This is a genomic window from Paenibacillus lactis, assembly GCF_017873605.1.
GTDB lineage: Bacteria > Bacillota > Bacilli > Paenibacillales > Paenibacillaceae > Paenibacillus_AQ > Paenibacillus_AQ lactis.
Genome location: NZ_JAGGKI010000016.1, coordinates 122,389 through 128,651, shown reverse-complemented (window position 1 = coordinate 128,651; position 6,263 = coordinate 122,389). Strand labels below are relative to the sequence as shown.

At 50.8% G+C, this 6,263-nt stretch carries 7 protein-coding genes; 6 read left to right on the top strand and 1 reads right to left on the bottom strand.

What is annotated here, in order from left to right; genetic code table 11:
- Window positions 1-481 precede the first annotated feature (481 nt).
- From J2Z18_RS23865 to J2Z18_RS23855, 3 genes are all read left to right on the top strand, one after another.
- On the top strand, window positions 482-1,000 hold the full coding sequence (locus J2Z18_RS23865) for a GNAT family N-acetyltransferase (protein ID WP_007128518.1): 519 nt from the start codon (window positions 482-484) through the stop codon (window positions 998-1,000).
- 430 nt (window positions 1,001-1,430) lie between these two features.
- A complete protein-coding gene (locus J2Z18_RS23860) occupies window positions 1,431-2,516 on the top strand; it encodes a peroxiredoxin family protein (protein ID WP_007128517.1) in 1,086 nt (361 codons plus the stop codon).
- A 104-nt stretch (window positions 2,517-2,620) separates the two neighbouring features.
- A complete protein-coding gene (locus J2Z18_RS23855; RefSeq protein WP_007128516.1) occupies window positions 2,621-2,950 on the top strand; it encodes a hypothetical protein in 330 nt (109 codons plus the stop codon).
- Between the two features lie 114 nt (window positions 2,951-3,064).
- Here the strand turns inward: J2Z18_RS23855 and J2Z18_RS23850 are convergent, their stop codons facing one another.
- A complete protein-coding gene (locus J2Z18_RS23850; protein ID WP_007128515.1) occupies window positions 3,065-3,955 on the bottom strand; it encodes a hypothetical protein in 891 nt (296 codons plus the stop codon).
- Between the two features lie 530 nt (window positions 3,956-4,485).
- Here J2Z18_RS23850 and J2Z18_RS23845 point away from each other — a divergent pair.
- Genes J2Z18_RS23845 through J2Z18_RS23835 form a run of 3 tightly spaced genes read left to right on the top strand, consistent with a single transcriptional unit; the run spans window position 4,486 to window position 5,950 of the window.
- The gene (locus tag J2Z18_RS23845; protein WP_007128514.1) at window positions 4,486-5,370 is read left to right on the top strand and encodes a WXG100 family type VII secretion target; all 885 of its coding nucleotides are present in this window, start codon (window positions 4,486-4,488) and stop codon (window positions 5,368-5,370) included.
- A gap of 17 nt (window positions 5,371-5,387) precedes the next feature.
- The gene (locus tag J2Z18_RS23840; protein WP_007128513.1) at window positions 5,388-5,588 is read left to right on the top strand and encodes a hypothetical protein; all 201 of its coding nucleotides are present in this window, start codon (window positions 5,388-5,390) and stop codon (window positions 5,586-5,588) included.
- A gap of 29 nt (window positions 5,589-5,617) precedes the next feature.
- Window positions 5,618-5,950, top strand: a complete 333-nt coding sequence (locus tag J2Z18_RS23835; protein ID WP_028407249.1) for a DUF4176 domain-containing protein — start codon at window positions 5,618-5,620, stop codon at window positions 5,948-5,950.
- The last annotated feature ends 313 nt before the right edge of the window (window positions 5,951-6,263 follow it).

Here is a 6,263-nt window from a genome sequence, read left to right as displayed (position 1 = left end):
CTCATTTTTTTTGACACCCTCTCGTCTGCTTTGTTTCATTATCGTTTTATCACTAAGGGGTGTCCACTTTTTATTCTAGCTGCAAAAAGGGACTTAGTGCGGGCCAAAAGGAGCTCAAGCGCGGAGCAAGTCCCCAAAAGGGACTTAGTGCGGGCCAAAAGGAGCTCCAGGAGCGGAGCAAGTCCCTAAAAGGGACTTGTGTGAGCCAAAGGGAGCTCCAAGCGCGGAGCAAGTCCCTAAAAGGGACTTGTGCGAGCCAAAAGGAGCTCCAAGCGCGGAGCAAGTCCCTAAAAGGGACTTGTGTGAGCCAAAGGGAGCTCAAGCGCGGAGCAAGTCCCCAAAAGGGACTTAGTGCGGGCCAAAAGGAGCTCCAGGAGCGGAGCAAGTCCCCAAAAGGGACTTACTTGTGCGAGCCAAAAGGAGCTCCGGGAGCGCAGCAAGTCCCAATAAGGGACTTGCTTAAGTATGGGGAGGTAATTCAATGTATATCAGAACTGCAGTTGAAGCCGATGCAGAAGGCATCGCAAGCGTGCATGTGAACAGCTGGAAGACGACATACCGGGGGATTGTTGAAGACGCGTATCTGAATTCGCTGTCGGTCTCGGAAAGGGAGGAGAGATGGCGCTGGAAAATCGGCAACCTTCGGGATGACGAGGAGCTCTTGGTTGTTGCCGATGATCAGGGAACCATCTACGGCTTCCTGACGTATGGGAGGGAGCGTGAGGACAAGCTGCCGCATGAAGGCGAGGTCTATGCGGTCTATTTACTGAAGGAGATTCAAGGTCAGGGATGGGGGAGACGACTGTTCGCAAGAATGAAGGAATTTTTGCGCTCCAAAGGATTTACTTCCTTGATGGTATGGGTTCTTGAGGGAAATTCTGCTTTGGCATTCTATCAGCGTATGGGCGGGCGTGAAATCAAGCGGAAGGAGATCGAAATTGGCGGAAAGACGTATACGGAATTTGCTTTAAAATGGGATTCTATCGAGCAGCTACCGTAAGGGAAGGTCTGACCCGATGTCGGAGTGTTTACATCTAAGCATGGATGCAATAAGATAGATGATATACCCCACGGGGTAATGAGTTGAAAGATACGTCAATATGCTCCTTGGATCGAGTCATCTAGCGCCGAGTGAGCGCTTTATCCATGGAACGGTCAACTAACGATTCTCTATTCACGGCCACTCTTTTCATTTTCACGGATACACTCTACACGGTCATTGCACGGTCATTTTCACGGTCACTCTTTTCATGGTACTTTTTTCACGGTTACTCTTTTCATGATTACTCTTAATTGGTTACTCTAAAATGGGTCACTTTGATCAATTACTGCCCTTCATAAATGGTTGCTGTATATAAAAAGTTCCTCTACATAAATGATTTGCCCTACGCAACAGCTATCATCTCAGAACATTGCAAGGAGGTTCCCCAGTGACTGTCATTCCGATTGGCCCGTTTATGATCCGGGCGGATATTGCCGTATTCCTGATCGTTGCCATGGCAGGGTATATGACGCTCCGCGTCCGGTTACATCGTCTTGAGCATAGGGATTGGCTGCTTGACACTTACGTTTATTCGCTGCTGATCGGCTTCGCCGTATGGAAATTCGGTATGCTCATTTGGGACCCGGTGCGTACGCTCCGCCACCCCTTGTCTCTAATTTATATGACCGGCGGAGTGCGCGGAATAGGGCTTGGGAGCCTTGCAGCCGGCATCTACGTCCTCGTTCGGTGGAATAAGATGAGATCACTGGGGTCGCTGTTAATCAAGTCCTTCCTCATGGCCGCACTGGCTGGCGGCTTTGTTTATATACTGCTCGATGGGCTGATCACGGACCGTCCGATCGGGGCCGGGCAGCTACTGGTGATGCTTCTGCTTATCGTTCTGTTGAGCTCCGCCTGGTTGAAATTTGATACTCCCTTACCGCAATGGTTGACATTCGGTCTAGGCAGGAACGGAGCGGTTATGCTTGTGATCGGATCTTTGCTTGTGTGGGCGGTATATAATCACCTGAACAACTCCGGCAACGGCTCGACGGGTGACCGTCCTGCACTAACGGACGATGCCGATGGAATCGCCAAAGGCCTCAAGCCGGGGAAACGTGCGCCTGATTTTGCGTTGCGGACAGTAGACGGACAGGAGGTCCGGCTGTCGGATTACCGCGGCCGTACGGTCCTCCTTAATTTCTGGGCTTCCTGGTGCCCGCCGTGTAAAGCGGAAATGCCCTACATGGAGGATTTTTATAATCGGCATAAAGCAGAAGACGTCGTTATTCTAGCCGTAAATATGACGCATCTTGAAGGCAGCATGGAGGACGCTGCATCCTTCGTGGACTCGAATGGTCTCACATTTCCCGTGTTGTATGATCGAGACGGAACGGTAACCGGAACGTACGAGATCACTGCTTATCCGACAACCTATGTGCTGACGCCGAACGGCGTTGTTTCGGGGAGGTACCAAGGAGCCATAAACGAGGAGCTCATGGTCAAGGCTTACCGGCGTGCAAGCGGGTCTTGAACCGAGGGGCAAATCGCGGATTTTTAACGTCCAGGACACCTATCACTGCCGCACACTCTCCAGGAAGAATATAATACACAAACGCTGGGGAGGGGGAAAGTCGAGTGCAGCAAATACCGGTTTCGGCTGATGTATGCCGGGGATACATTGGTAAACAAGTATGCGCGGTCCTGTATGACGGAACTGAAGTTGTAGGCACGATCCGAGGCGTTCATGATCACGGACTTGAGCTTGAGTATGCCTCGAATCCTTCAGCTTCGATTTTGTCTGTAAAAGGGAAAAAAGGAAAGAAAGCTGCGAAATCCAAGAAGGCTGGCGCACAAACGTCTGCGTTTGGGCCGTGGGGTTACGGCGGCTACGGCTATGGCTTCGGCAACGTTCTTGCATGGGAAGCGATAGCCCTGTTGTTCCTGATCCCGTTTTTGTTCATCTAGCAGGCTGCAGCAGGAGTTCGGTTGGAAAAATAATGATCTCCTAAACAACGGAGATGGAAGAAGACGGGGCGTAAGCGCGGCTTGCCCTGTCTTCTTTCGTATCCCGGCGAAAGATCACCGGCCATGCGATGAACGGTTGATTCGTTGATTGGCGTGCTGTACATAAGCTTGGCCTACCATCCAGGCCGAAAGAATGAATGCTACCAGGAAGAAGAATGCTGCCCCAATGGGAAGTGCCGACCACTCGAACAGCGTGTAACCGAGAAGCGTTTGCCATCCGATTGCCATGAGGCCGAGCAGGTAGGAAATTCCGGTCAGATGGATAACGATGAGCCTTGATGCCGGATTGAGTGTAATCATGGACAGCCATGCTGCAAACGGAACGACCTGCAGGGCGTGAAACCCGAATCCGTGGAGCCAGATAATATTGCCGCCTGCTCCGGTGAAGCGTCCGGTGTTGACGGAGATCCAGATTCCTGCAGCAAACGAGATGATGACGGCGATCATGGCATAGCGTATGCCGAGCACGATTTCCGGATTGGCGTTGAGCACCCGTCTGCGAAAATATTGAACGGCGATGATGACATAAAAGAGGACAAGCAGCAGCGCAACCAGTACGAATATATTGGAAACGGCCTCATCGAAGACCGTCCCGTTCCGAACGAACCGGGGATCGACGCCCCTGAAGTTTTGAACGGTTTCCGCGAAATAGGAATACAGCGCGAGCACAATATAACTCCAGCGAAACCAAGCCTTGGACCTGGTTCCCATACCCGAGAAAGGGAGGATCGCTGCGGTCGAGAACAGAAATATCCCGAGCGCGGCATTAAACGAGAATGCTTTTCCAATATTCCCCTCCGGTGCGACCGGTCCCCCGTATATCAGTACCCAGATCCCGCATATCCCCGCCAGCAGAAATCCGAGCAGTCCTGCGACGATCAACGATTTTTCCTGTTTAAAAATATCTGCAATATGCGTCGGCCCTTCTTGAATCCTTTGATTCATGTTCAGCAACACCCTCTCCATTAGACTTTCTCAAATTTACAAGAGAAGAGACCTGTTCTTTAACCGTCCGGAGAGGGATGTTCTGCCGTTCGCAGGGCGGATTTCATCCCCGACTTTGGATGGGGAGCTCCTTGATCAACTAAACCGGCAGGCTCTAACGCACAAGCAATAGCAGGATGTACCCGGGCCACATCACATCCTAGGACTTGAGGCTGTAACGTCATAGGCAGTTAGCAGAGAACCTTTCCTAGGGCACGATTTTTCGCATAGGATTAAGGACATGCGTAGGGGAATAGCAGAAGGAGGCCCTAGCGGCTAGGACCGAGTTTCCTAGATTTGAAAATGGTATAATTGGCCCCTTTGTTTTATTGCCCATCCCCTGATTTCAGACTAAAATTGAAAAATGTGGTTAATCGTTTGGGGAATCGGTTAATGGTTGATGGGGGTATCCCGCGGGTTCCAATCATGCCGGTAGAATAGGAACACCAAACTTGAATGAAATGACAGACAGAAGGGGCGTTATATCGTTTATGTCCAATCGAATTTTGATTACACCCGAACAGCTGGAGCAGGTCTCAACCCAGTTCGCGCAGTCCGGACAACAGAGTCGGGAGATTGTCGATCGTCTATCGCGAAGCATTCTTGAGATGGAGAGCCAGTGGGAAGGAATGACCCGGGAACGGTTCTACGGGGATTATCAACAGGCTAGAGCTACCATGAATAAATATCTCGAATGCCTTCAGACGATCTCTTCGGATCTGAAGCAAATCTCGGTGAAGTTCCGGACAACGGACGAAATGATCAACGGAGCGGGAGCTGTTCCTGCTGGAGGAGTTGGAGCAGGAATCCTGGCAGGCACAGCAGGGGCAGCCGGGGCCGCAGCGTTAGCGGGATCGGCAGGATCTGGAGCTCTCGGCATGACGGCAGCTGCGAACAGCAAACCGGCAGGCGTCCAGACTGCCAGTGCAGAGGACTTACTGGATAAGGCGCTCAAAGGCGTAGAGGCGGAAGGCAGCGTCGTTAAAAATGAAGAGAATGGTCTGTATACCAAAGCGATTACCGGCAGCGCAAGCGCGAATTTAACCGAAGGCGCAAGTGCCAGCGGCGCCGTGGTGGAAGCCGGTTATGAGAACGATTACGTGCAAGGCTCCGTCAGCCTGGTGAAGGGCGAGCTGGAGGCATCGGTGAAGGACGGCACGCTGAGTCTAGGTGCCGAAGCAACGCTGAACAAATACGAAGGCGGGTTCAAAATTCCGCTGCCTTTCACGGACAGAGAGCTCCATATCGGCGGGTCCGCTTCGCTCGGTACGGTCGGAGCGTCGGCAGAGGTCGGGAAAAGCGGCTTGAAATTCCATATACCGCTGGGTCCGGGAGCCAGCCTCGTCGGAGTCGGGGGTTCCATATCCGTCAAGTAAGGGAGGAGTGCCGTACAATGAGCGGTAAACAGCAGCGTTTTAAATACATAATGATCGTCATTGCCATTGTCGGCATATTGGGCACGGTGATTCCGAACCTGCTCGAGACCGATTATGCGGCAGCAGAGAAAGCCGTAATCTGTATTTCCTATCTCCTAGGAGTTCCTCTTGTCGTATTTGTCGTATATAAAATAGGCAGTAGATTAATGAAGGGTTGATGATCATGGAAACGCAAATGGATCAGCGAATGAATCAAGAGCATCAGGGGCAAGGAGAGAAACATTTGCTTCCGATCGGATCGGTTGTCAAATTCAAAGATTGGGATCAGACGCTGATGATTTACGGAAGAATGCAGAACGACTCGAAGACGCTGAAGCGTTGGGATTATGTTGCCTGCTTCTACCCGCATGGCAATCTGACGAAGGATTCCAATATCTTTTTTAACCATAAGGATATTTCCGAAGTCGTCTTTACGGGCTATATCAATGATGAGGAAATTGCCTTCCGGGACGCTTTGCTGGAGGGGATCGAGAAGGCGGACCAAGCTGCTGCAGCTGCGGCGGCGGGGCAGGATAAATAAGAATCGAATCGGCCCGACGAAGAGCTGTCTGTGCGCATAAAGGATGCGTGCGGGCAGCTTTTTCTATTTTTTTTAAAGCTCCGTTTTTATAAGTTGCGTCTTTTTATAAAGCGGCTGTTCCGCATATTCGGATTGATTTTTGAATGGGTGCTGAATGTTGACTTAGGGGGCAGGTGGATTAGGCAGGTGTGGATTTGGGTTTATTGCTTTTTCAGAAAATTTCACAAAAAAACAAAACAAGAATCTTTGTTTATTTTTGAAAACAAACTATTCAAAAACAAACAAACATGATAAGATGAGGGCAAATACAAAG

Excerpts from the sequence above, each read along its gene's own strand:
- J2Z18_RS23840 (WP_007128513.1), top strand. The coding sequence starts at position 5,388 with ATGAGCGGTAAACAGCAGCGTTTTAAATACATAATGATCGTCATTGCC.
- J2Z18_RS23850 (WP_007128515.1), bottom strand. The coding sequence starts at position 3,955 with ATGAATCAAAGGATTCAAGAAGGGCCGACGCATATTGCAGATATTTTT.
- J2Z18_RS23835 (WP_028407249.1), top strand. The coding sequence starts at position 5,618 with ATGAATCAAGAGCATCAGGGGCAAGGAGAGAAACATTTGCTTCCGATC.
- J2Z18_RS23845 (WP_007128514.1), top strand. The coding sequence starts at position 4,486 with ATGTCCAATCGAATTTTGATTACACCCGAACAGCTGGAGCAGGTCTCA.
- J2Z18_RS23865 (WP_007128518.1), top strand. The coding sequence starts at position 482 with ATGTATATCAGAACTGCAGTTGAAGCCGATGCAGAAGGCATCGCAAGC.